Origin of the sequence: Aquibium sp. ELW1220, assembly GCF_030398385.1 — a bacterium.
Taxonomy (GTDB): domain Bacteria; phylum Pseudomonadota; class Alphaproteobacteria; order Rhizobiales; family Rhizobiaceae; genus Aquibium.
Window position 1 is genome coordinate 32516 of sequence record NZ_JAOAOQ010000013.1, and the last position, 23213, is coordinate 55728.

Annotated in this window: 18 protein-coding genes and 1 pseudogene; 17 read left to right on the forward strand and 2 right to left on the reverse strand. The window is 67.4% G+C overall.

Features of this window, described 5'->3' with window-relative positions; genetic code table 11:
• Positions 1-2 precede the first annotated feature (2 nt).
• From N1F91_RS13630 to N1F91_RS13685, 12 genes are all read left to right on the forward strand, one after another.
• Positions 3-2408, forward strand: coding sequence for a circularly permuted type 2 ATP-grasp protein (locus N1F91_RS13630; RefSeq protein ID WP_289992852.1), 2406 nt, complete (start codon positions 3-5; stop codon positions 2406-2408).
• Positions 2409-2421: 13 nt separating this feature from the next.
• Positions 2422-3318, forward strand: a complete 897-nt coding sequence (locus N1F91_RS13635) for a transglutaminase family protein (RefSeq protein WP_289992853.1) — start codon at positions 2422-2424, stop codon at positions 3316-3318.
• A 111-nt stretch (positions 3319-3429) separates the two neighbouring features.
• Positions 3430-3789 (forward strand): MmcQ/YjbR family DNA-binding protein, encoded by a 360-nt coding sequence (locus N1F91_RS13640; RefSeq protein ID WP_289992854.1) that lies wholly within the window; start codon positions 3430-3432, stop codon positions 3787-3789.
• 299 nt (positions 3790-4088) lie between these two features.
• Complete coding sequence (locus N1F91_RS13645; RefSeq protein ID WP_289992855.1) at positions 4089-5270, forward strand: ABC transporter substrate-binding protein; 1182 nt, start codon at positions 4089-4091, stop codon at positions 5268-5270.
• 39 nt (positions 5271-5309) lie between these two features.
• Entirely contained in the window at positions 5310-6173 is an 864-nt protein-coding gene (locus N1F91_RS13650; RefSeq protein WP_289992857.1) for a branched-chain amino acid ABC transporter permease, read from the forward strand.
• A gap of 4 nt (positions 6174-6177) precedes the next feature.
• Positions 6178-7176, forward strand: a complete 999-nt coding sequence (locus N1F91_RS13655; RefSeq protein ID WP_289992858.1) for a branched-chain amino acid ABC transporter permease — start codon at positions 6178-6180, stop codon at positions 7174-7176.
• Positions 7173-7934, forward strand: coding sequence for an ABC transporter ATP-binding protein (locus tag N1F91_RS13660; protein WP_289992859.1), 762 nt, complete (start codon positions 7173-7175; stop codon positions 7932-7934). The genes N1F91_RS13655 and N1F91_RS13660 overlap by 4 nt, the downstream gene beginning before the upstream one ends.
• Positions 7927-8643: an ABC transporter ATP-binding protein gene (locus tag N1F91_RS13665; protein WP_289992860.1), complete on the forward strand. Its 717-nt coding sequence runs from the start codon at positions 7927-7929 to the stop codon at positions 8641-8643. Before N1F91_RS13660 ends, N1F91_RS13665 begins: the two co-directional genes overlap by 8 nt.
• A 54-nt stretch (positions 8644-8697) precedes the next feature.
• Positions 8698-9660, forward strand: a complete 963-nt coding sequence (locus tag N1F91_RS13670; protein ID WP_289992861.1) for a VOC family protein — start codon at positions 8698-8700, stop codon at positions 9658-9660.
• A 192-nt stretch (positions 9661-9852) separates the two neighbouring features.
• Positions 9853-11265 carry an aminomethyltransferase family protein gene (locus N1F91_RS13675; protein ID WP_289992862.1) on the forward strand — a complete coding sequence of 471 codons (1413 nt, stop codon included), beginning with the start codon at positions 9853-9855 and terminating at the stop codon, positions 11263-11265.
• 356 nt (positions 11266-11621) lie between these two features.
• Positions 11622-12542 (forward strand): methylenetetrahydrofolate reductase, encoded by a 921-nt coding sequence (locus N1F91_RS13680; protein WP_289992863.1) that lies wholly within the window; start codon positions 11622-11624, stop codon positions 12540-12542.
• Between the two features lie 260 nt (positions 12543-12802).
• Positions 12803-15232, forward strand: a complete 2430-nt coding sequence (locus N1F91_RS13685) for an EAL domain-containing protein (RefSeq protein WP_289992864.1) — start codon at positions 12803-12805, stop codon at positions 15230-15232.
• Positions 15233-15257: 25 nt separating this feature from the next.
• On the opposite strand, the gene N1F91_RS13690 is transcribed toward N1F91_RS13685, so the two are convergent.
• Positions 15258-15974: an enoyl-CoA hydratase-related protein gene (locus N1F91_RS13690; protein WP_289992865.1), complete on the reverse strand. Its 717-nt coding sequence runs from the start codon at positions 15972-15974 to the stop codon at positions 15258-15260.
• 209 nt (positions 15975-16183) lie between these two features.
• Here N1F91_RS13690 and N1F91_RS13695 point away from each other — a divergent pair, with 209 nt between their 5' ends.
• Positions 16184-16855 carry a hypothetical protein gene (locus N1F91_RS13695; protein WP_289992866.1) on the forward strand — a complete coding sequence of 224 codons (672 nt, stop codon included), beginning with the start codon at positions 16184-16186 and terminating at the stop codon, positions 16853-16855.
• Between the two features lie 82 nt (positions 16856-16937).
• On the opposite strand, the gene N1F91_RS13700 is transcribed toward N1F91_RS13695, so the two are convergent.
• Complete coding sequence (locus N1F91_RS13700; protein WP_289992867.1) at positions 16938-17318, reverse strand: hypothetical protein; 381 nt, start codon at positions 17316-17318, stop codon at positions 16938-16940.
• 216 nt (positions 17319-17534) lie between these two features.
• On the opposite strand from N1F91_RS13700, the pseudogene N1F91_RS13705 reads away from it, so the two are divergent.
• From N1F91_RS13705 to N1F91_RS13720, 4 genes and pseudogenes are all read left to right on the forward strand, one after another.
• Positions 17535-18765, forward strand: a pseudogene (locus N1F91_RS13705) (IS256 family transposase).
• 294 nt (positions 18766-19059) lie between these two features.
• Positions 19060-19716 (forward strand): ABC transporter ATP-binding protein, encoded by a 657-nt coding sequence (locus N1F91_RS13710; protein WP_289992868.1) that lies wholly within the window; start codon positions 19060-19062, stop codon positions 19714-19716.
• Entirely contained in the window at positions 19713-22112 is a 2400-nt protein-coding gene (locus N1F91_RS13715; protein WP_289992869.1) for an FtsX-like permease family protein, read from the forward strand. Before N1F91_RS13710 ends, N1F91_RS13715 begins: the two co-directional genes overlap by 4 nt.
• Complete coding sequence (locus tag N1F91_RS13720; RefSeq protein ID WP_289992870.1) at positions 22102-23160, forward strand: lipocalin-like domain-containing protein; 1059 nt, start codon at positions 22102-22104, stop codon at positions 23158-23160. The genes N1F91_RS13715 and N1F91_RS13720 overlap by 11 nt, the downstream gene beginning before the upstream one ends.
• The last annotated feature ends 53 nt before the right edge of the window (positions 23161-23213 follow it).

The window sequence follows — 23213 nt, forward strand, 5'->3', positions numbered from 1 at the left end:
TCATGGCCGCCAAGGTCGAACCCGCCCGCAAGGATCCCATCGCGCAGCTGATCGCCGGCTACCGGACGTCGGAGACGATTCCGGACGAGCTTCTCGGACCGGACCGGGCGATACGGCCCGTGTGGCGCGGCTTTCTGGAGGCACTGGCGGCAATGAAGCCGCAGGAACTCTCGGAGCGCATGGCCCGCGGCGACCAGTATCTTCGGGACGCCGGCGTGTTCTACCGGCAGTACGGGCGGGACGAGGCCGCGGAGCGCGACTGGCCGCTGAGCCATATCCCGGTGCTGATCGACGAGGCGGAATGGACGGCGCTCGAGGCGGGGCTCGTCCAGCGCGCGGACCTGCTCGAGAAGATCGTGGCCGATCTCTACGGAGAGAACCGGCTGGTCTCGGAGGGTCATCTGCCGCCTGCGATCGTTGCGGGAAACCAGGAATGGCTGCGGCCGCTGGTCGGCGTCGTGCCGCGGTCCGGCCAGTTCCTGCATTTCCTTGCCTTCGATCTCGGCCGCGGTCCCGACGGGGAATGGTGGGTGCTGGGCGACCGGACGCAGGCACCGTCCGGTGCGGGCTTCGCGCTCGAAAACCGGATCGCCACCGCGCGGGTCTATTCCGACCTTTACGGACGCGCGAACGTGCATCGCCTCGCCGGCTTCTTCCGCGCTTTCCGGGACACGCTGCAGGGCCTGCGGGACGGTGACGACAGCCGGATCGGCATCCTCACGCCCGGCCCGCACAACGACACCTATTTCGAACATGCCTACATCGCCCGCTATCTCGGCTTCATGCTGCTGGAAGGCGAGGACCTGACGGTGCGCGACGGCGAACTGATGGTGCGCACTGTGGCGGGTCTGAAGCCCGTCAGCGTGCTGTGGCGCCGGCTCGACGCGGCCTGGGCCGACCCGCTCGAACTCAACGAGGGTTCGAGGCTCGGCACCCCCGGTCTTCTCAGCGCCATCCGCGCCGGCAACGTCACCATGGTCAACGCGCTGGGCAGCGGCGTCGTCGAGGCGCGCGCCTTCCTCGCCTTCATGCCGCGCATCTGTCGCGCGCTGCTCGGCGAACCTCTGAAACTCGCCAATGTCGCCACCTGGTGGTGCGGCCAGTCGGCCGAAAGGGACTACGTCAAGGCCAATGCCGGGCGCATGACGATCGGCAAGGCCTTCTCCACCCGTCTCCTCTTCGACCTCGACGACGTCTCGGCGATCGGCGGCGAATTCACCCGGGAAATGCGCGAGACCGTAGGAGCCTGGATCGATCACGGCGCCGGACAGCTCGTCGGACAGGAGGCGGTGACGCTGTCGACGACGCCGGCGCTCGTCGACGGTCGCCTGACGCCCCGACCGATGAGCCTGCGCGTCTTTCTCGCCCGCACGAGCGAGGGCTGGAAAGTCATGCCGGGCGGTTTCGCCCGTATCGGACGCACCGCGAAGTCCGCCGCGCTCGCCCTGCAGGAGGGCGGGTCGGCCGCCGACGTCTGGATCGTCAGCGGCAAGCCGGTGCCGCCGGACACCATGCACGCTTCCAACGGCAAGGCCTTCGCGCGCCAGCAGCCGGGCGTGCTGCCGAGCCGCGCGGCCGACAACCTCTTCTGGCTCGGCCGCTACGTGGAGCGCACGGAGAACCTCGTGCGGGTCCTGCGTGCCTATCATGTGCGCCTTGCGGAAGCGGCGACGGCGGAGACGCCTCTCCTGAGACACTGCGCCGAGCATCTCGAAAGTCTCGGGGTCGTGATCTCCGAGGAGATGCCGGCCACCCTGGGCGACACGATCGCGGCTGCCGCGCGGTCGGCCGGCCATGTGCGCGACCGCTTTTCGTCGGACGGCTGGATGGCGCTGACCGATCTCGCCAAGACCGTGCGGGCGATGCGCGGGACCGCAGTGCCCGGCGACGACATGTCCCGGGCGATGAGCGTGCTGTTGCGCAAGCTCTCGGGCTTTTCCGGCCTGGTCCACGAGAACATGTATCATTTCGCGGGATGGCGGTTCCTGACGATCGGCCGCTCGCTGGAGCGCTCGCTCTCCATGGCGCACCTGCTTGCGCGGCTTGCGGACGAGAGCGCGCCCGACGGCAGTCTCGACATGGCTGTGGAGATCGGAGACAGCGTCATGTCGCATCGGCGTCGCTATGCCGTGGCGACCAACCGGGCGACCGTCGTCGACCTGCTGGCACTCGACAACCTCAATCCGCGCTCGGTGATCTTCCAGATCGGGGAGATCGCCGGGCATCTCGACTATCTGCCCGGCCAGGATCCGAACCAGCCGCTGACGCCGCTGCGCCGCGCCCTGCTGAAGCTCCGTACCGGGCTCGAGCTGCAACTGCCGGAGACGCTGGACACCGAGGCGCTCGAAACGCTCGGCGCCGATATCGGCGCGCTGTCGGACGCCATTTCCACCAAGTACATGCGATAGGGACCGTCCGCGCATGCTCTACGACATCAGCCTGAAGATGGCCTACCGCTACGACTTTTCGGCGGATGCCGGCCGGCACATCGCCAGGCTGCTGCCGGCAGACGTTCCGGGCGAACAGCGCCTCGTGGCAGGCGCGCTGAACATCGTTCCCAAACCCGACGAGTGGGTCAATTTCGTCGACTTCTTCGGCAACCCCTGCGTGGAAGTCGGCTTCGATCATCCGCACACGGAGATCGTGTTTGCCGTGCAGTCGCGGGTGGAGCGTCACGCGCCGGGAGACATCCTCGACATCTCGCCTCCGCTCGTCGGGCTGGCGGACGACATCTTCGACTGGCGCGGCATGGACTGCATGTCGCCGCACCATTTTCTCGGCTCTTCGCCGCGCGTGCCCGTCGAACAGGCCACGACCGACCATGCCCGCGCGATCGCGGCCGGCCGGCCGAGCGTGCTCGAAGCGGTCCGGGCGATCGGGCTGGCGCTGCACGAGGAGATGCGCTTCGACCCGAAGGCGACGACTGTCGAGACGCCGATGCTGGAGGCCTTCGAGCGTCGCCACGGCGTGTGCCAGGACTTCACGCACGTCATGATCGCCTGCCTGCGCGGCATCGGCATCCCTGCCGGCTACGTCAGCGGCTTCCTGCGGACGATCCCGCCGAAGGGGGAGGAGCGGCTGGAGGGGGCGGACGCCATGCATGCCTGGGTTCGCGCCTGGTGCGGCGCGGACCTCGGGTGGGTCGAGTTCGATCCCACCAATGCGATTGCCGCAGGCGAGGACCACGTGGTCGTGGCGCGCGGCCGCGACTATTTCGACGTCTCGCCGATCAAGGGCACGATGCGCACGTCTGGTCCGCAGTCCAGCACGCATGCCGTCGACGTGGTGCCGGTGCGCGAAACGGCCAAGGCATCCTGAGAAAGAGAATCAACCGCTTCATGCGTTGCATGAGGCGGGCGAGGCAGGATTGCGCAAACTGCGCTCGCCGGCGATGGTGGCGGGATTTCAGCCTCCCGAGGAGGAGTAGCCATGTCAGACGGTTTTCGCGCCCGCGTCGGCGCCATCTGCGGCGCGCTCCCGGGCGCGCAGGTCTCCGATCCCTGGGGCGGTGGGCATGACGCCTGGAAGGTCGGAGACCGGATGTTCGCGTGCATCGGCGCAGTGCAGCCGGGGGTCGCCGTTAAGTGCCGGGACATCGAGACTGCCACCATGTTGAAGGAAGCCGGCGTGGCGGGGCATGCGCGATACTTCCACAAGAGCTGGATCCTGCTGCCGGAAGAGACGGACGAGGAGGAGCTTCGCCATCGGCTGGCGTCTTCCTACGACATCATTCGGGCCAAGCTTCCAGCTGCGCTCCGGCGCCAGCTTGCCTCCGACGAAGCGCGCTGACCGGCTGCAGTCCCGCGGCCAGTCCTGCGTCATGTATACAGGGTGGCGGCGAATTGAAGCCCGGAGCGCCCGAGAGCAACGCTCCCCTTCTTGTTTGCGCATCGCCATTTCTTGTCCGTCCTGACGAGAGACGGCAGCGGATCAGACAAGCCGGCGAAAGAGGCGGACGTTCCGCAAAAACGGACAGGCTGCGCGCTCCCGGCTTTGCGTCCCGTCGATAGGACCTCCAGCCCCATTGATTTTGGTGGTGCCGTGTATACACTGTGCCCAGGCTTCACTGCATTCTGGGAGGAAAACAGATGCCAACGAAATCAACGCTCGCACTTGCTATCGCGGCAGGTCTCACCTGGTCGGCCGGCGCGCAGGCGCAGGAGACGGTCAAGGTCGGGGTGATCCTGCCCTATTCCGGGCCCTTCGCCGACGCCGCCAACCAGCTCGACGCCGGAATCAAGCTCTACATGCAGCAGAACGGCGACATGGTCGCCGGCAAGAAGATCGAGATCGTCCGCAAGGACACCGGCGGCCCGGCCCCGGATGTTGCGAAGCGGCTGGCGCAGGAACTCGTCGTGCGCGACGGCGTCGACATCATCGCGGGCTTTGCGCTGACGCCCGAGGCGCTCGGTGCGGCCGACGTCGCAACCCAGGCCAAGAAGCTGATGGTTGTGATGAACGCGGCCACGTCCGTGGTCACCGAGAAGTCGCCCTACATCGTACGCACCTCCGTCACCATTCCGCAGGTCAACTATGCCTTCGGCAAGTGGGCGTTCGAGAAGGGCGGCGTCAAGCAGGCCTATACGCTGGTGGCCGACTACGGCCCGGGCCATGACGCGGAGAAGTCGTTCGCCAAGGGCTTCACCGAGGCCGGTGGCACCATCGTCGGCGCCGACAAGACGCCGGTGGCCAATCCCGACTTCTCTGCCTTCGTGCAGCGCGTGAAGGACGCCAGTCCGGAAGCGGTCTACATCTTCGTTCCGGGCGGCGGCCAGCCGGCGGCGATCGGCAAGGCGCTGTCCGAGCGCGGGCTCACCCCGCCCGCCACCCGCATCTTTGGCCAGGGCGAACTGACCCATCCGGAAGCGCTGGAGAGCATGGGCGGCAACGCGCGCGGCATCGTCACCACCTTCCACTACACGCTCGAGCGCGAAGAGCCGCTCAACAACGCCTTCGTGGCCGCCTATCGCGAGGCCAACAACAGCCGCAGCCCCGACCTGTTCTCGATCGGCGGCTATGACGGCATGCACCTCATCTACGAGGCGCTGAGGAAGACCAACGGCGACACGTCGGGCGATGCGCTCGTCGAGGCGGCAAAGGGCATGGCCTGGGACAGCCCGCGCGGCCCGATCTCGATCGATCCGGAGACGCGCGACATCGTGCAGAACGTCTACATCCGCGAGGTGCAGGAGGTCGGCGGCAAGCTCCAGAACGTGATCATCGACACGATCGAGAACGTCAAGGACCCGCTGCACGGCGCGAGCAACTGACGCCAAGCCCCTGGCCCTGAATCGGAAATCGGCGCTCACGTGACCGGCAATCTCCTGATCGTCCTCTTCGACGGCCTCGCCTTCGGGATGCTTCTCTTCGTCCTGTCGGTGGGGCTGTCGGTCACGCTGGGGCTGATGAACTTCGTCAATCTCGGGCACGGCGCCTTCGGCATGCTCGGCGGCTACGTGGCCCTCGTCGTGACGCGCGAGGCGGGGCTCTCCTTCTTTCTGGCGCTGCCTGCTGCCTTCGTCGGGGCGGCTGTCGTCGGCATCGCCTGCGAGCGCACCCTGTTTCGCCGGCTCTACCGGTCGGGAGAGCTCAACCAGGTGCTGTTCACGGTCGGCCTCGTGTTCGTGGCAACCGCGATCGCCACCTTCCTGTTCGGCACCGGCCAGCAGCCCATCCAGATTCCGGACGTCCTGCGCGGCTCCGTCGAAATCGGCGGCCTGCGCTTCGGCATCTACCGCATCTTCCTCATCGTCGTCGCGCTAGCCGTCACCGCGGCGTTGATCTTCGGGCTGGAGTTCACCCGTTTCGGAGCCAGTGTGCGGGCGGCGGTCGACAACCAGCGGGTCGCGCAGGGGCTCGGCATCGACGTCGACACCATCTTCGCCATCACCTTCGCACTCGGCTGCGGCCTTGCCGGCCTCGGCGGGGCGCTGGCGATCGAGATCGTCGGCCTCGATCCCACCTTCGCCTTCCACTACCTGATCTACGTGCTGATCGTGGTGGCCGTCGGCGGGCTCGGCTCGATCGGCGGATCGTTCCTCGCAGCCGCACTGCTCGGCATCGCCGACGTCGGCGGCAAGTACTTCGTGCCCGAACTCGGCTCCTTCCTCATCTATCTCCTGATGGTGGGCGTGCTGTTCTGGCGTCCGCTCGGCCTGTTCGGAAAGCGCTGACGCCATGGCCGATCCGTCCGCGAACCAAGCCACCATTGCCGGGACCCAGGCCTGGATCCGGCGCCAGGGCCGCTGGAGCCCGTACGAGATCGCGTTCTGGATCGCGGTGTTCGTCCCGTTCTTTTTCTTTCCCACCTACCTGACGCTGGCGAGCCAGATCGCCATCGCGGCGCTGTTTGCGCTCTCGGTCGACCTGATCCTCGGCTATGCCGGCATCATCACGCTCGGCCATGCCATGTTCTTCGGCCTCGGCGCCTATGCCGCCGGCCTGCTCACCAAGACGGGCTGGGGCGAACCGCTGACCGGCCTCTTGATCTCCGGCGCATTCGTGGCGCTGGTCGGCTTCGTGGTCAGCTTCGTGATCGTGCGCGTGCAGCACCTGGCGCTGCTGATGATCACGCTCGGGCTCGGGCTCCTGACGCTGGAACTCGCCAATGCGATGAGCTGGCTGACCGGCGGCACAGACGGCCTGCAGGGGGTCTCGGTCTGGCCGATCTTCGGCACCTTCGACTACGACCTCTGGGGCTACACCGCCTATTCCTACACGCTGGCGGTGCTGTTCGTCGGCCTGCTTATCGCGCGGCGCATCGTCCACTCGGCCTTCGGCCTGTCGCTGCGCGGCATCCGCGAGAACCTGAACCGCATGCCGGCCATCGGCGCGCCGTACCAGCGCCGGCTCCAGGTCATCTACACGATCTCGGCCGGCATGGCCGGCGTGGCGGGCGCGCTTCTGACGCAGACGACATCGCAGGTGGCGCTCGACGTTCTGTCCTTCCAGCGCTCGGCCGACGTGGTGGTGATGCTGATCCTCGGCGGGACGGGGCGGCTCTATGGCGGCATCATCGGGGCGATCATCTTCATGGTGGCGCGCGACCAGCTTGCGGGCATCAACCCGCAATACTGGTACTTCTGGATCGGCATCCTCCTGATGATCGTGGTGCTCGTCATGCCGAAGGGCATCCTCGGCTTCCTTGCGCAGCTCTGGGAAAGGATCCGGCGATGAGCACGGAAACCTATGCCCTGCGCACCGAGAACCTGCGCAAGCGCTTCGGCTCGCTAGAGGTGGCGCGCGACGTCTCGATCACCCTGCCGCGCGGCGCCCGCCATGCGCTGATCGGACCTAACGGCGCCGGCAAGACCTCGCTCGTCAACCTGATCACCGGGCAGCTGCCGCCGGATTCCGGCCGCGTGCTGCTCGAAGGGCAGGACATCACGCGGCTGAACCGCGCTGCCAGGGTCAAGGCGGGGCTTGCCCGCACGTTCCAGATCAACCAGCTGTTCCCCGCGCTGACGCCGATCGAGGCGATCACGCTCGCCGTCACCGAGCGCAAGGGCACCGCCGGCCAGTTCTGGCGGAGCCTTGCCTCGCACGGCGACGCGATCGACGAAGCGTGGGGAATCCTCGCGCAGCTGCGCCTGACCGAGGTCGCGACGCGGCCGACGCGGGTTCTTGCCTATGGCCAGCAGCGATTGCTCGAGATCGGGCTCGCGCTGGCGACACGGCCGAAGGTGCTGCTGCTCGACGAGCCGGCGGCGGGCGTGCCGAAGGGCGAGAGCGCGGAACTCTTCTCGGTCATCGCGGCGCTGCCCGACGACATTTCGGTGCTCTTCATCGAGCACGACATGAGCCTCGTCTTCAAATTCGCCGCGCGCATCATCGTGCTGGTGTCCGGTGGCGTTCTGCTGGAGGCCGAGCCGGACGTGATCCGCACCGACCAGCGCGTCCGCGACGTCTATCTGGGGCAGGCGCATCATGGCTGAACCGCTGCTCGAACTCGATGACGTCAGTGCCGGCTACGGCGAAGGAATCGTGCTCGACCACGTCTCGGTTTTCCTGCCGGCCGGTGGCAGTCTGGCGCTTCTCGGCCGCAACGGGGTCGGCAAGACGACGATGATCCTGACGATCATGGGCTTCCTGTCGCTGGCGGGCGGCGCGGTGCGTTTTCGCGGGCAGGACGTGTCGCGGCTTGCCGCGCACCAGCGCGCCCGGCGCGGCATCGGCTGGGTGCCGCAGGAGCGCGACATCTTTCCGTCGCTGACGGTGGAGGAAAACCTGACGGTCGCGGCGCGGGCCGGGCGCTGGGACCTCGCTTCGATCTACGGACTGTTTCCCCGGCTGCACGAGCGCAAGGGCAACATGGGCAACCAGCTGTCGGGCGGCGAGCAGCAGATGCTGACGATCGGCCGCACGCTGATGACCAATCCCGACGTGCTTCTGCTCGACGAGCCGCTGGAAGGGCTGGCACCGATCATCGTCGAGGAACTGACCGCCGCGATCCGCCGCATGGCCAGGGACGAGGGAATGGCGCTCGTGCTCGTCGAACAGCATGCCGAGGTCGCGCTCGACCTGACCGAGGACGCGGTGGTGATCGAGCGCGGGGTGATCGCGCATCGGGCCAAGTCGCACGATCTCCTCGCCGACCGCGAGACGCTCGACCGTTTCGTCGGCCTGAACCTGGCGGCGGAATAGACTTCAAGCGCGGTCCGGACGGTGCGCGGACCGGGAACAGGAAAGGACGGGACGATGAGCGAGCCGTGTTTCGACGTGGCGCATCTGGGGCATGTCGAGCTTCTGACGAACCGCTTCGAGGAAAGCCTCGATTTCTTCGTCAGGGTCTACGGGTTGACGGAGAGCGGCAGGGACGGGGACTCGGTCTATCTGCGGGCCTGGGACGACTACGAGTTCCACTCGCTGAAGCTGACCCGCTCGGATACGACCGGCATGGCGCACTGCGGCTACCGCACCTCGTCGGAAGCCGCGCTGCATCGCCGGGCTGCGGTCATCGAGAAGATGGGCCTCGGCATCGGCTGGACCGAGGGCGATCTTGGCCACGGCCGGAGCTATCGCTTCCACTCGCCGGACGGCCACGTCTTCGAGCTCTACTGGGAGACGGTGAAGTATGACGCTCCGGAAGCCGAGCGTCCGGCGCTGAAGAACGTCGCGCAGCGCTTCCACGGCCGCGGGGCGTCGCCGCGCCGCATCGATCATTTCAACCTGCTTGCGACCGACGTGTCGAGGATGCGCGACTTCATGGTCGAGGCGATGGGCAGCCGCGTGACGGAGCTGATCCAGCTCGACAATGGCCGCATCGGCGGGTGCTGGTTCACCGTCAACAACAAGGGCTACGACATGGCCTGCACGGAAGACCATTCGGGCTCGCGCGGACGCTTCCACCACATCACCTATGCCGCCGACCATCGCGACGACATCCTGCGGGCGGCGGACGTGTTCCTGGAGAACAAGGTCTTCATCGAGACCGGCCCGCACAAGCACGCCATCCAGGGCACGTTCTTCCTCTACGTCTGGGAGCCGGCCGGCAACCGCGTGGAAATCGCCAATGCCGGTGCGCGGCTGATCCTCGATCCGGACTGGCCGACGGTCGTGTGGACGGAAGCCGACCGGAAGAAGGGGCAGGCCTGGGGGCTCAAGACCATCGAGAGCTTCCACACGCACGGCACGCCGCCGGTGACGAAGGCAGCGGAGTAGCGGGCGGGTAGGGACGGGCGCGCCTGCCTGGCAAAAGGAGGTCGGCGGCGGCTCGATGAGGGCACCGCGGCGCTTGACGCGCCTCTCCCCGCGCCATCATCCGCTTTTCCGCTGCACTCCGCTCTTGCATTTTTCGACCCGCTGGGTCAGAGATCATGTATACACGGCTTATGAACCATGGGAGGAACCCAGATGAGCAGATTCAGTCTTGAGGCGGTTTTGGAGAAGACGGGCAACCCCGTCGAGCTCCTCCGCAACTCGAAAGTCGGCATGTATGTATACCCGGTGGTGGCGCCGGAGTTCACCAACTGGCGTGACGAGCAGCGCGCCTGGCGCGAGTCGGCGGTGCTGTTCGACCAGACCCACCACATGGACGAGCTGATCGTCGAGGGTCCCCAGGCCGAGGAATTCCTCGCCTATCACGGCATCAACGCCTTCGGGAATTTCGACCTGAACCGCGCCAAGCACTATGTGCCGGTCACGCCGAACGGCCATGTCATCGGCGACCACATCATCTTCCGCGAGCGCCAGGACAAGTTCGTGCTGGTCGGCCGCGCGCCGACCTCCAACTGGCTGATGTTCTGCGCCGCCTGGGGCAAGTGGAACGTCCGTATCAAGCACGATCCGCGTTCGCCGTCGCGGCCCGAGGGCGAGCGCGTGCTGCGCACGCACTACCGCTACCAGATCCAGGGACCGGACGCGCCGAAGATCTTCGAGAAGATGAACGGCGGACCGATCCAGGAGATCAAGTTCTTCCACGTCGACTGGATCAACATCGGCTCCAAGAAGGTGCAGGCGCTGCGCCACGGCATGTCCGGTGCGCCCGGCCTGGAGATCTGGGGTCCCTACGAGGACAAGAGCTACATCCTGTCGGCCATTCTGCAGGCAGCGCAGGACGCCGGCGTAAACCTCGTGCGCTGCGGCAGCCGCGCCTATTCCACCAACACCCTGGAGTCGGGCTGGATCCCGTCGCCGCTGCCGGGCATCTACACCGGTGACGGCATGCTCAAGGACTACCGCGAGTGGCTCGGCGCCGACAGCTACGAGGCCTCCGGCGCGATCGGCGGCTCGTTCGTGTCCGACAACATCGAGGACTACTACGTCAATCCGTTCGAGCTCGGCTACGACTTCTACATCGGCTGGAAGAAGAACGACTTCATCGGCAAGGACGCCCTGCTGAAGATGAAGGAGCGGAAGAACCGCAAGAAGGTCACCTTCGAGTGGAACGCCGAGGACGTTGTCAAGGTCATCGCGTCGGCCTTCAAGCCGGGCGAGGACCATTTCAAGTGGATCGACTTCCCGCAGCCCAACTACGCCTCCACGAGCGCCGACATGGTCATGCACGGCGACAGGATGGTCGGCATGTCGATGTTCAACGGCTACTCCTACAACGAGCGCTGCATGCTCTCGCTGGGCGTCGTGGACCAGGACGTCCAGATCGGCGACGTCCTGACCATGAAGTGGGGCGAGCCGCAGCAGACCGGAAAGACGTCTGCCGAGAAGCACAAGCAGACCGAGATCCGCGTCCGCGTGTCGCAGACGCCCTATGCCGCCGAGGCGCGCACCAACTACGCCGACAGCTGGCGCACGAAGGCGACCGCGTAAGGCGCGACGCTTTCGAGCATCGATTAGACGACAGGACGATCACGGGCGGCGGAGCAATCCGCCGCCCGTCGTTTTTGGTCGATCCGATGGCGCAGGAACGCGCTGTCGCCGGCGGCTTCCGGCCCATTGTCGCGTCGCCATGCGTCCGACGGATGTCTCCGGTCACGAATGTCGGCGTATGCGGGCTGACTGCATGTATGCATCACGGCTCCCGCGCGCGGCGTCTCGTGGCGACAAGGCGTTCGGGAAGCCTGCTTTCTGCGCACGCCATACGCAATTGCGTCGCGGCATGTCGCAGCCGGGTTGCGACCTGGCGGGCGGGTCGTGTATACATGGACGATAAAGGGAGGAAGACCATGGCCTTTTTCAAGCAAGCCGCGCCCGAGGCGCCCGCCGCCGGTTCCGAACCTCTGCTCGGCGCCTTCGTCGAAGGCTATTCGATCGAGGTCATGCCCCGCACGGCAGCCAAGATCGACGACTTCAAGTCTCTCCTGCCGGAAGGCACGCGCGTCTACGTCGCCCATATCGAGGGCACGCCGATCGAGGAAATGGTCGAGACCGCCGCGCGGCTTTCAGGCGACGGCTTTCCCGTCATGCCCCATTTCCCGGCGCGCATCATCCGCGACCGCGCCATGCTGGAAGACTGGATCCTGCGCTATCGCGACGCCGGCGTGAGCGAGGCGCTGCTTTTGGCCGGAGGCGTGACCAATCCGCATGGTGACCTCGCCACCTCGATGGACCTGATGGAGAGCGGGCTTTTCGACAAGCACGGCTTCAAGCGCCTGCACGTCGCCGGCCATCCCGAGGGCAACAAGGACATCGACGCCGACGGTTCCTCGCGTCAGGTCGATGCCGCGCTGCAGTGGAAGCAGGCCTTCTCCGAGCGCACCGACGCAGCCATGGCGATCGCGACGCAGTTCGCCTTCGAGGCGCAGCCGGTGATCGCCTGGGCGGACCGGCTGAAGACGGCCGGCATCTCGCTGCCGATCCATGTGGGCATCGCCGGCCCGGCGAAACTGCAGACATTGATCAAGTTCGCCATGGCCTGCGGCGTCGGCCCCTCGATCCGAGTGCTGCAGCGCCGCGCCATGGACATCCGCAAGCTGGTCATGCCCTACGAGCCGACCGATGTCCTCACGGATCTGGCGGCCCACAAGGCGGCGAATCCGGACAGCCTGATCGACCAGGTTCACTTCTTTCCGCTTGGCGGCATCAAGACGTCTGCGGAATGGGCCAGCGAGACGGTGCAGGCAGGGGCGCTGCGCAGGACGGGTTGAACCGCCTGCCTGCTCCAGGCCGCACGTTCCAGGGCTGTGGCGCGCTCTCCGCTCCTTCCGGTCGACGGCGGAAACGTCGGAGTTTCGACGGCGGCGGGGCCGCTCTTCCTGCGATGCCCGCGCGGCGTCGTATGCAATTAACTTGATGTTCTAGAATAGACTGTAGGGTCTCCCAAAACGACAAGGCGAAATGCCGGGAGACGTGGATGGGGGTAACCAAACCGTCCGACTCCGCATGTGTGGATGTCTGGGCGCATGCGTTGGAACAGGCGAACCTCGGCGTGTGGGATTGGGACCTGCGCACCGGCGCCTGCGTGTATTCCGACACCTGGTTCAGGATGCTCGGCTACGAGCCCGGCGATTTTCCGCGCGGTGGTGATCTCTGGATCACCCTCATGCATCCCGACGACCGGGAAAAAACGATCGACAAGGGGGAGCGGCACCTGCGCGGTGAGACTCCTTTCATCGAAGCCGAAATGCGTTTGCGCCACAAGGCGGGGCACTGGGTCTGGGTGCTCGATCGCGGCGGTGTGGTCGAGCGCGACGCTGCCGGAGCCCCGCTGCGGGTGGTCGGCGTCCAGACCGACATCAGCGGCCAGAAGGCGTCTGAAGCGGCGCTGCACGACATCAAGGAGCGCTTCGGTCTGGCGCTCGCGGCGAGCCGAACGGGCATCTGGTATTTCGACATCGCCACGCGCAAGAGCTTCTGGGACACCCATACCCATGTCATCATGGGGCTTCCGCCACAGGAAGGCGCCGTTCCGAGCGACACTTGGCTCGGGTTCCTTCATCCCGAGGACCGGGACGAGGCGGTGGCGACGCATGCGGACCTCTCGCTGTTCGACCACGGCGACCGGCGCATGCGGTATCGCATCCTGCGGCCCGACGGCGAGGTGCGGCATCTCGAGACGCTGGCGCGGTTCTCCAGCGATCCGAAGCCGCACGGGAGCATCGTCGGCACGGTCCGTGACATCACGGAGGAGGTGCTTGCGGCAGAAGCCCTCCGCAATGAGGAGAAGCGCCTGCGCGTGACGCTGGCGTCGATCAGCGACGGGGTGGTCAGCACCGATCGCAAGGACCGCATCACCTTTGCCAACCCCGCTGCGGCGGAGATGCTCGGTCTTGCGCCCGAGGCGCTGTTGGGGCAGCGGAGCGAAGAACTCTTCGCCCGGCCGGGGACCGTCGGGGACCTGCCGGGGTTCGATGCCGCCGCCGCAGGTCTGATGGTGCTTCCTGGCAGGCATGAACGCGGCATCCTGGTTCGCTGCACGACCAATCCGATCACCCGCGCCGACGGCTCCGTCAGCGGCTTCGTCCACACGCTGCTCGACGTGACCAGCGAGCAGAAGAAGCAGCGCGAACTTGCCTACGCCGCCGAACACGACGCGCTGACGGGGCTCTACAACCGGTCCGCCTTCGAAGAGATCCTGCAGGCGCGCGTCGCGTCCGCCGGCGAAACGCCCTTTGCGCTGCTCTACATCGACCTCGATCATTTCAAGGCACTGAACGACTATGCCGGCCATGCCGCCGGCGACCGCGCCCTGGTGATGATAGCGCAGTTGATCGTCGGCAGCGTGCCCGCCGGCTCCGTCGCTGCCCGTCTGGGCGGCGACGAGTTTGCCGCCATCGTCGACTGCGGCGACGAAGGCGATGCGGAGCGCCTTGCGGAATCGGTGCTCGCGGCCATCGGCAGTGCGGATCTTGGCAGCAATGCGAGCTATCGACGTCTCGGTGCCAGCGTCGGGACCATCGTCGTGGCCGATGAGGGCCTGCATGCGCCGGACGTGATCGCCCATGCGGACGATGCCTGCTACGCGGCCAAGGCGGCGGGACGAAACCGTCTGGTCGTGCATTCCCAGACCGGGGAACGCCAGGCGTCGCGCCTGACCGCGGCGCGACTTGTCGGCGACATTGCAGACGCCAAGGAAGACGGCCGGCTCCGGCTCTACGGCCAGGAAATCCGCTCCCTTGCCGATCCGGACGCTCCCGGGGAAAAGATCGAGATCCTCGCGCGCCTCGTCGACCGGCAGGGTCACTTCGTCCCGCCAGCCACCTTCATTCCCGCGGCCGAGCGTTTCGGCCGTGCCGCCGCGCTCGACCGCTGGATCATCGCCAAGCTCCTGCGCGACCATGGACACGTCCTGAGGCCCGGCGGTCTGACCGTCGGCGTCAACCTCTCGGCGCAGACGCTGAGCGATCCACGGCTCTGGGAATACGTGCACGGCCTCCTCGAAGAGACCGGGGCCTTGCCCGAGCGGGTGGTTTTCGAGATCACCGAGACGGCGGCAGTGACGAATTTCGAAGCCGCCGACCGGTTCGTCCGACAGGCGCGCAGCCATGGCTGCCGGATCAGCCTGGACGATTTCGGCGCCGGGCTGTCATCCTTCGACTATCTGCGGCGGTTTCCGGTCGACAGCCTCAAGATCAACGGATCCTTCGTCGAGAACCTGCCGACCAGCCGTTTCGACCGTCAGATCGTCTCGTCGATCAGCCGCGTCGCGCGCGGGCTCGGCTACGACGTCATCGCCGAGAGGATCGAGAACGAGGAGACCGTCGGCATTCTCCAGGGAATGCACGTGCAGTTCGGCCAGGGCTATCTGTTTCACAAGCCCGAGCCGATCGAGTGCCTGGTGCAGCGCCGGCTTGCGTTGCTGGAAGCACCGGCTCCGCATCAGGCGGCCGGCGGCTGAACCCGGCTGCGGGGCGACTGTCTCGTCAGGGCTTCGGCCTGCCTTTCGACAGGAACGCCTCCCGGGCATTGCGGTGCTCCTGCGAAGCGAGGCAGGCGACGTAGGATTCCATCTCCGCGGCGAGAACGCGGTCCAGCGAGTCCATGGCAAGAAGCGCCTTCAGGTGGCCTTTCGGCCCCGGCAGGTTCGCAGCCAGCGCTTCCGCCCAACGGTCGGCTGTCGCCAGGAGCCACGCAGGCTCCACGACTTCGTCGACGATGCCGAGCGCGCCGGCTTCCGCAGCGTCGACGACGCGCCCCGACAGGAGCAGCTGCCGCGCCTTTGCAAGCGAGATCCGGGCCGGAAGGGTCCAGCCGAGCGCCAGGTCCGGCGGCAGGCCGATGCGGCCGAACGAGGCGCAGAACTTTGCGCTGGTGTCGGCGATGACGGCATCGCAGCAGAGTGCAAGCGAAAGGCCCGCGCCGAAGGCCGCGCCGGACACGGCCGCCACCGAGGGCTTGCGGCCGGCGATCAGCAGGCGCGCGATGTCGTGCAGGACGCTCATCCGGCGCCTGGCCACGTCGGGATCGCTCGTCATGGCCGAGATGTCGCCGCCCGACGAGAAGCTGCCGCCGGCGCCGCACAGGACGATGGCCGTCAGGGAGGCATCGTCCTGCGCGGCCGCGATGGCTTCGCGCAGTTCGGCGCGCAGCACGTCCGTCAGGGCGTTCTTCTTGCCCGGCACGTTCAGGGTCAGGCGCAAGACGCCGCCTTCCCGTAGGCATTCCAGTTCCTGCACGTCGCGTTGCCTCCCGGAGCGTCTGACGGCGGCTGATACCGGCAGACCATGGATCACGCCAGCGCCTTAGCATGGGATGGGGGCATCGGGGCAAGTCGTGGCCGAAGGGTTCCCCGTCACGATCCGGCGGGATCGGCGTTGTCGCCGGCAGCGGTGCGGCTTATGGAGGACCGATGATACCGTGGATCCAGCTCGACAGCGCGAAAGTACCCGGCGGCGGCGAATTGCGGCTCAAGCAGCGCGGCGGCGAATTCTCCATCATGCTCGGCGCCAACGAACTCATGAACAGCCGGCTGAGCGGTTCGGAGGAGGCGCTGGCGCGTCTGGCCTGGGCTCGCCTCGACGGTCGCCCCGCGCCGCAAATCCTCATCGGCGGGCTCGGCATGGGGTTCACGTTGCGGGCCGCGCTAGCCGCGCTTCCGCCCGATGCCCGTGTCACGGTGGCCGAACTCGTGCCGGAGGTCGTGGCGTGGGCGCGGGGGCCGATGGCCGGGGTGTTCGAGGGATCGCTCGACGATCCGCGCGTCCTCGTCCGGGAAAACGATGTCGCCGACCTGATCCGGTCGGCCAAGGCCTCGTACGACGCGATCCTGCTCGACGTCGACAATGGTCCCGAAGGCCTCAGCCGCAAGGCCAACGACGCGCTCTACGATCATGCAGGCCTGGCGGCCGCACGGGCGGCGTTGCGCCCCGGCGGCGTGCTGGCTGTCTGGTCGTCCGGGCCGGACGCCGGCTTCACCCGCCGCCTCGGGCAGGCAGGCTTCGCGGTCGAAGAGACGCGGGTTCGTGCCCGACGCGGCGGGGGAGGGGCGCGGCATGTCATCTGGATGGCGAGGCGGAGATAGACCGGCGGAGCGCGATCCTGGCTCGTGACACCGAGGTACCGGCCGCCGGTTGCTCGACGGAGAAGCAGGAGTGCTGGCGTGCCTACCCGATCCGCTGACAGGCGGTCTCCACGCGGGCGCCTTGCTGGGCGAAGTAATTGTACATGTTGTTGATGTCCCGCGGGATGACGAACAGGGAAAACACCGGCCGGTTCGGCGGAAAGATCTGGATCCGCACCATGGCCTGCCCGTTGTCGCCCGGCCCGATGCTCCAGACTCCCCTCGCACCGGTATAGGGAAAGTAGCCGCTCGTGCCGTTGAGAATGATGAGTCCGTTGGCGACGACAGACGCATCGGGGGCGAGAAAAACGGTAGTTTCAACCGTTGCTGGGGCCGAATTCATCACGCAACGCCATGTGCCGCTGAGCGCTGCCGCGTTCTGAGCCAGTATCGGCGTCGGAACCAGCGCGAGAAGCGTTGCCACCGCCAGGGTCCATCGAGGCATAGGAATACTCCTGCAGTCGCTGGATGCTGACTTCACGGTAACCCAGCAGAGGCTTCACTGCCAGCAACAAAGTGATCTTCAATAGAACGTGCATTAGAGGTAGTGTGCGGAGAGTTCTGCAAATTCGCTGAGAGGGGCGGTCATGGCAGGCTGGTGATGTTCAACGTCACCTGATTCCCGCGAAGGAACGCCACCATGACCAAGACTGAAGGTAAGACCGCGAGCGCCGCCGTCAAAGACATTCTGCTTTCGAACCCGGATGGGCTGCGCGACGTGATCCGCGTAGTCATGCAGGAGGTTCTGGAGGCCGAGATGGATGAAGCACTCGGCGCCTCGAAGAGCGAACGCACGCCGGAGCGGCTCGGCTACCGTTCGGGCCATTACAGCCGCACGCTCGTCACGCGCGTCGGCAAGCTCGAGCTCAGGGTGCCGCAGGACCGGGGCGGTCGCTTCTCCACCGAGCTGTTCGAGCGCTACCAGCGTTCGGAGCGGGCCTTGGTGGCGACGCTGGCGGAGATGTATGTGCAGGGTGTCTCGACCCGCAAGGTCAAGGCGATCACGGAAGAGCTGTGCGGCCACGCCTTCTCGGCCTCGTCGATCTCGGCCATCAACAAGCGGCTCGACGAGAGCCTCGCCGCCTTTGCCGGGCGCCCGCTTCACGAGCCCTTTCCCTATCTCATCCTCGATGCCCGCTACGAGAAGGTGCGCGAGGGAGGCGTCGTCATGAGCCAGGCGGTGCTGATCGCGGTCGGCATCGACTGGGACGGGCGGCGCCAGATCCTGGGCGTCGAGATGGCCAGTCGCGAGAGCCGCTCGTCCTGGCGGGACTTTCTCGTCGGCCTGAAGGGGCGCGGCCTTAGGGGCGTCGAACTGGTCGTGTCCGACGACCATGCCGGCCTGGTGGCGGCGATCGGCGAAGCCATCCCGGAAGCCGCCTGGCAGCGCTGCTACGTGCACTTCCTCCGGAACGCGCTCGACCATCTGCCGAGAAAGCACGCCGACGACTGCCTGCAGGAACTGCGCTGGCTCGGAGCCTGTCCTCGGGCCGGCGAAGCCGGACCCGGGGGACCGCCGCGATCTCGCCGAGGCCAAGGCCGATCTCGCCGCCTGGCTCGCCAAGTGGTCAGGCAAGTATCCGCGCCTGACGGGCTGGGCGGAGGAGAGCATCGAACAGACGCTCACCTTCTTCCGGCTGCCGCGCCAGCACCACAAGCACCTCAAGTCGACCAACATGCTGGAGCGCCTCAACGAGGAGATCCGGCGCCGTACCTACGTCGTCCGCATCTTCCCCAACACAGAGAGCTGCCTGCGCCTCGTGCGTGCGCTCGCGGTCGAAACCAACGAAAACTGGATGGAGGCCAACCGTTACCTCAACATGGACGACCTCAGAGAGCACAAGAAGCTCCAACTCCGAAAAGCCGCATGACCAGAGCCGTGGCCGCCCNAAAAGCCGCATGACCAGAGCCGTGGCCGCCCAATTTGCAGAACTTGACGCACACGACCTGCATTAGACACGGCGTACCGGCTAAGCCGCTTGCCGGATGCAGGCCGGTGGTCGTCGCCTTGCTTCTGCGCGCCGGAGTTGCGCACCGATGCAGGGGCCTGGAGTGTATCCGTCATCTGGAGAACGCGCCGAGGCAGCGTCGCACCGGGCCTTCCGCCCGCAAGAAATCCAGCCATGATGGCTTTCCGTTTGCGCGGCGTGCGATAGCTTCGGCGCATGCTTCTCGAAATCGACGACATCACGAAATCCTATCCAGGTCCCGACGGACCGGTTCCCGTGCTGCGCGGGGTGACGCTGGCGCTGGGGCTGGGCGAGAGCCTGGCGCTGACGGGCGAATCCGGCTCCGGCAAGAGCACGCTGCTCCATCTGGTCGCTGGACTCGACGGCGCCGATAGCGGCCGCATCCTGCTCGACGGCGCGGATGTGACGGCGCTGGACGACCGGGGGCGCGCAGCCCTGCGGCGCACCAAGGTCGGCATCGTCTTCCAGCAGTTCAACCTGATCCCGTCGCTCGACATCGCGGCCAACATCGCCTTCCAGGCGCGTCTCGGGGGCGCGCCTGACGCGGAAAGAACAGCTGGACTGACGAAGGCGCTCGGGCTCGAGCCGCATCTGCGGAAGTATCCCGAGCAACTGTCGGGCGGACAGCAGCAGCGCGTGGCGATCGCCCGCACGCTTGCCGCAAGCCCGCGGCTCATCCTCGCCGACGAACCGACCGGGAACCTCGACGAGAAAACCTCCGACGAGGTGATGGACCAGTTCCTGGCGCTGGTGGCCGAGACAGGTGCCGCGCTTCTCATGGTCACGCATTCGCCGCGTCTTGCCGCCAAGCTCGGCCGCCATGCCCATCTGAGCCAGGGCCGCCTCGCATGACGGCGGCCACGCTCGGTGCGCTCGCTTCGCACTGGATGCGCAACCGCGTCCAGTTCCTGACGTTGGTGGTTGGTCTCGCGCTGGCGACCGCGCTGTGGTCCGGCGTCCAGGCGATCAATGCAGAGGCGCGCGCGAGCTACGACGCGGCGGCCGCCGCGCTGGGCGAGGGACGGCTCGACCAACTCGTTCCGGCCAATGGCGAGACGATGCCGCAGGAGCGGTTTATCGCCCTGCGCCGCGCCGGTTGGCTGGTCAGCCCGGTGGTCGAGGGGCGGCTTCGCGCAGGCACGTCGACGCTGAGACTGGTCGGCATCGAACCGCTGACCGTGCCGGTCGGCGCCGCCGCGAGTGCGGCGCTGGCCAATACGGACCTCGCGGGGTTCCTCGAAGCCGACACGCTGATGGCCGGGCCGGAGGCGGCGGACGTGCTGCGGGGCGCATTGCCGAACCCGGTGATCGTCGATGCGTCGATCGCGTCGGGCACGGTGATCGCCGACATCGGCGTGGCACAGGAGCTGCTCGACCGAGGCGGTCGCATAAGCCGGCTGGTGGTTTCGCCGGTCCAGCCGCTGCGCCAACGGCCGCTCGCCGAGGTGGCACCCGACGTCGTCCTCCAGCGGGCCGACGGCGCAAGCGATGTCGGCCGCCTCACCGACAGCTTCCATCTCAACCTGACCGCCTTCGGTTTCCTGAGCTTCGCGGTCGGCATCTTCATCGTGCACGGGGCGATCGGCCTCGCCTTCGAGCAGCGGCGCGGCATGGTGCGCACGCTGCGCGCGCTCGGCATCCCGCTCGACCGGCTGATCGTGCTGATGATCCTGGAACTCGTCGTGCTGGCCCTGCTGGCCGGCGGCATCGGGATCCTGCTTGGCTATCTGGTCGCGGCGGTCCTGCTGCCCGACGTCGCGGCGACGATCCGCGGCCTCTACGGAGCCGACGTCGCCGGCACGCTGCAGATCCGACCCGTCTGGTGGTTGTCTGGTCTGGCGATGGCCGTGGGCGGCGCGCTGGTCGCGGCGGCGAGCGCGCTGTGGCGTCTCTCGCGCATGCCGATCCTGGCCAGTGCCGGGGGGCGGGCCTGGGCCGTCGCGTCGGGGCGCGGGCGCTCGATCCAGGCGGCGGCCGCGCTCTTCCTCCTCGCGGCGGCGGGCGGTCTCGCCGTCATGGGCGCCGGGCTGGTGGCGGGATTTGCGATCCTCGCCTGCCTGTTCCTCGGCGGGGCGCTGGCCCTGCCGCTCTGCCTCGCCGTGATCCTGAAGACGGGGCAGGACCGGTCGTCGGGCGTGTTGCCGCAATGGTTCTGGGCCGACAGCCGCCAGCAGCTGCCCGGCCTCAGCCTGGCGCTGATGGCGCTGCTGCTGGCCATGGCGGCCAATGTCGGCGTCTCCACCATGGTGTCGAGCTTCCGGCTGACCTTCACCGGTTTCCTCGACCAGCGCCTGTCGGCCGAACTCTATGTCGACGCGGCCGGCGTGGACGACCGCGCGGCACTGGAGCGCTTCCTCGACACGCGCGCCGACGAGATCCAGCCGATCCTGTCGGTGGAGACCGAACTCGCCGGGCTGCCGGCGGAGCTCTACGGCGCCCGGATCGGGCGGACCTATCGCGAGAACTGGCGATTCCTCGCCGCCGAGGCCGATGTCTGGGACCGGGTGGCCGACGGGGAGGCCGTGATCGTCAACGAGCAGCTGTCGCGCCGGGCCGGCCTCGGCCTCGGCGACCGTCTTGCGGCGGCGCCGGGCCTGGCACTGCCCATCGCCGGCATCGTCGGCGACTACGGCAATCCGATCGGGCAGGCGATCGTCAGCGAGACGCTGTTCCGCCAAGCCTATCCGGCGGTCTCGGCCGCCCGGTTTGGCTTGCGGACCGACAATCCCGAAGCGCTGCGGCGCGCGCTCGTCGACGAGTTCGGCCTGCCGTCCTCGTCCATCATCGACCAGGCCGCGATCAAGCGGTTCTCGCTGTCGGTGTTCGAGCGCACCTTCTCGGTGACCGAGGCGCTCAACGTGCTGACGCTGGCGGTGGCGGCCTTCTCCATCCTGATGAGCCTGCTGACGCTGGCGGCAATGCGGCTGCCGCAGCTCGCGCCGGTGTGGGCGATGGGCGTGACGCAGCGGCGGCTGGCGGGACTGGAAGTGCTGCGCACCGTGCTCCTGGCGCTGCTGACGGCGGTGCTGGCCATCCCGCTCGGGCTTCTGCTTGCCTGGGTGCTGCTTGCCGTAGTCAACGTCGAGGCCTTCGGCTGGCGCCTGCCGATGTTCCTGTTTCCGCTGGAATATGGCCGGCTGATCCTGCTCACGCTCGCGGCCGCGCTGCTGGCCGCGTCCTGGCCGGCCTGGCGGCTGTCGCGCATGGCGCCGGCAAGCCTGCTCAAGGTGTTTGCCCATGAACGCTAGGTTCCGATCGCTCCTTCTGGTTCTCTGGCTCGCCTGCGGCGGCACGGCCTTCGCGCAGGGTTTCGCCGGGCTCGGCACCGATGCCGAAGGCTTCGCCATGCCGCAACCGGGCCATGTCTTCTCCTTTCCGCAGGACCATGGCGCACATCCCGACTTCCGCATCGAGTGGTGGTACGTCACCGCGAACCTGAGCGGCCCCGACGGCACGCCCTACGGCCTGCAATGGACGCTGTTCCGCTCCGCCCTGAAGCCGGGCGAGGCGGAAGGATGGGAAAGCCCGCAGGTCTGGTTCGGCCATGCTGCTGTGACGAGCGCGACGGTCCACAAGGCCGCCGAACGTTTCGGGCGCGGCGGGACGGGACAGGCCGGCGTGACCGCGGAGCCCTTCGAGGCCTGGATCGACGACTGGCACATGGAGGGCGATCTTCTCGGCACCGCTCGGCTGTCGGCCACGGGCGCCGACTTCGCCTACGACGTGACGATGCGCGCCGCAGGGCCGCTCGTCTTCCACGGCCAGGACGGCTACTCGGTCAAATCCGCGGCGGGACAGGCGAGCCACTATTATTCGCAGCCGTTCTTCGAGGTCGAAGGCACGCTCACGCTGCCGGAAGGCGAAATCCCCGTGCGCGGAACGGCCTGGCTCGACCGGGAATGGTCGTCGCAGCCGCTCGCCGAAACCCAGTCCGGCTGGGACTGGTTCTCGCTCTCCTTCGCGGACGGCGACAAGCTGATGGGCTTCCGGCTGCGGGACGCCGCCGGCGGCGACTTCACCTCGGCGACCTGGATCGAGGCCGACGGCACGACGACGCCCTATGGCGACGGCGCGCTGGTGGCGACGCCGCTGGAGGAGAGCCAGGTCGCCGGCCGCGCTGTGCCGACGCGCTGGCGGGTGATCCTGGAGGACAAGGGGCTCGACGTGACGGTGGCTGCGCTGAACAGCCAGGCCTGGATGGGGCTGACCGTGCCCTACTGGGAAGGGCCGGTGATCGTCAGCGGCAGCCACGAGGGCAGGGGCTATCTGGAAATGACCGGCTACGAGGCGCCCTGACGCTCGACGCGTTCTCGGCGTTGCCTGATCGGCAACGCGGATGGCGACAATCG

What these genes read in the sequence shown, in the direction of transcription:
- N1F91_RS13630 (WP_289992852.1), top strand. Translation starts at nt 3, where the DNA reads ATGGCCGCCAAGGTCGAACCCGCCCGCAAGGATCCCATCGCGCAGCTG.
- N1F91_RS13635 (WP_289992853.1), top strand. Translation starts at nt 2,422, where the DNA reads ATGCTCTACGACATCAGCCTGAAGATGGCCTACCGCTACGACTTTTCG.
- N1F91_RS13640 (WP_289992854.1), top strand. Translation starts at nt 3,430, where the DNA reads ATGTCAGACGGTTTTCGCGCCCGCGTCGGCGCCATCTGCGGCGCGCTC.
- N1F91_RS13645 (WP_289992855.1), top strand. Translation starts at nt 4,089, where the DNA reads ATGCCAACGAAATCAACGCTCGCACTTGCTATCGCGGCAGGTCTCACC.
- N1F91_RS13655 (WP_289992858.1), top strand. Translation starts at nt 6,178, where the DNA reads ATGGCCGATCCGTCCGCGAACCAAGCCACCATTGCCGGGACCCAGGCC.
- N1F91_RS13660 (WP_289992859.1), top strand. Translation starts at nt 7,173, where the DNA reads ATGAGCACGGAAACCTATGCCCTGCGCACCGAGAACCTGCGCAAGCGC.
- N1F91_RS13665 (WP_289992860.1), top strand. Translation starts at nt 7,927, where the DNA reads ATGGCTGAACCGCTGCTCGAACTCGATGACGTCAGTGCCGGCTACGGC.
- N1F91_RS13670 (WP_289992861.1), top strand. Translation starts at nt 8,698, where the DNA reads ATGAGCGAGCCGTGTTTCGACGTGGCGCATCTGGGGCATGTCGAGCTT.
- N1F91_RS13675 (WP_289992862.1), top strand. Translation starts at nt 9,853, where the DNA reads ATGAGCAGATTCAGTCTTGAGGCGGTTTTGGAGAAGACGGGCAACCCC.
- N1F91_RS13680 (WP_289992863.1), top strand. Translation starts at nt 11,622, where the DNA reads ATGGCCTTTTTCAAGCAAGCCGCGCCCGAGGCGCCCGCCGCCGGTTCC.
- N1F91_RS13695 (WP_289992866.1), top strand. Translation starts at nt 16,184, where the DNA reads ATGATACCGTGGATCCAGCTCGACAGCGCGAAAGTACCCGGCGGCGGC.
- N1F91_RS13710 (WP_289992868.1), top strand. Translation starts at nt 19,060, where the DNA reads ATGCTTCTCGAAATCGACGACATCACGAAATCCTATCCAGGTCCCGAC.
- N1F91_RS13715 (WP_289992869.1), top strand. Translation starts at nt 19,713, where the DNA reads ATGACGGCGGCCACGCTCGGTGCGCTCGCTTCGCACTGGATGCGCAAC.
- N1F91_RS13720 (WP_289992870.1), top strand. Translation starts at nt 22,102, where the DNA reads ATGAACGCTAGGTTCCGATCGCTCCTTCTGGTTCTCTGGCTCGCCTGC.